A 964-nucleotide genomic window follows, 5' to 3' on the forward strand; every position below is an offset into this window, starting at 1 on the left:
AAAGGGGCTGTTGCAAATTAATGATTTTTAGTCATTAATTTGCAACACTCTTTTCTTTTTAGCAAAAAAATAGAAATCATTTTATTGATTTCATAGATTTTTGACTTTTAATTTATTTTTTGGTAACACAAAAAATTACCCCCTAATTTTTATTTTTTTTATGCTACTTTTAAAGGATGAAGTGTTGTTCCTTTTCTATTATTTTTTTCTCTTTGTATCAGGCGATTTAAGTTATAACCTAAGCAAAATAAGCATATTTCTCTTAATACTTTGTTTTTGCCTCTAACTTTTAGTTTTCTCAATTTCATATCTTCTTTTAATACTGCAAATGCCCCTTCTACTTGAATACTTCTATTCATTCTTAAACACTTACCATAATCACTTAATATATTTTCTTTTGATTTTTCTGATAATATACGGAATCGCGAATTATACACTACTTTCTTTTCAGTTTCAGGATTAAAAAAATATTGTTTCTTTCCATTTTTACTTGAAGAAAGAAATGTTAATTCCAATCCATCTTTTCTAAAAAGTCTATTTTCTTCTGAATTATATATTAAGTTTTCTACTCTATTTAAATCATTTTTAAAGTTTCTTGTTTTTGACTTTTCAAAATATATAGGTTTTATATATGAAGTATATCCCATTTTTTCTAAATATTCATAATTATCTATACTTTCATAACCAGCATCTGCTACTACATTTTTTATATTTAAGTTTAATAACTTTGTTTTTTCAAGTAAAGGAATTAAAGTTTTAGAATCAGAAGGATTTGGAAAAATATCATAAACACATACATATTCGCTGATAACTCCAATTTGTAAATTATAGCCAGGTTTTAATTGACCATTCCTCATATAGTCCTCTTTCATTCTCATAAAAGTAGCATCTATATCCGTTTTTGAATAACTATTTCGATCTTTTAAATTTTGAAAATGATTCAAATATTTTTCATATTTTTTAA

1 protein-coding gene is annotated in these 964 nt (G+C 24.0%); it reads right to left on the reverse strand.

All coding sequences use genetic code 11. The features are described 5' to 3' along the window. Positions 1–158: 158 nt before the first annotated feature. A partial coding sequence (locus ABNK64_RS11075) for a transposase (protein ID WP_349764432.1) occupies positions 159–964 on the reverse strand: 806 nt, incomplete at its 5' end.

Origin of the sequence: Fusobacterium sp. SYSU M8D902, from assembly GCF_040199715.1 — a bacterium.
In the GTDB taxonomy this organism is placed as follows: domain Bacteria; phylum Fusobacteriota; class Fusobacteriia; order Fusobacteriales; family Fusobacteriaceae; genus Fusobacterium_A.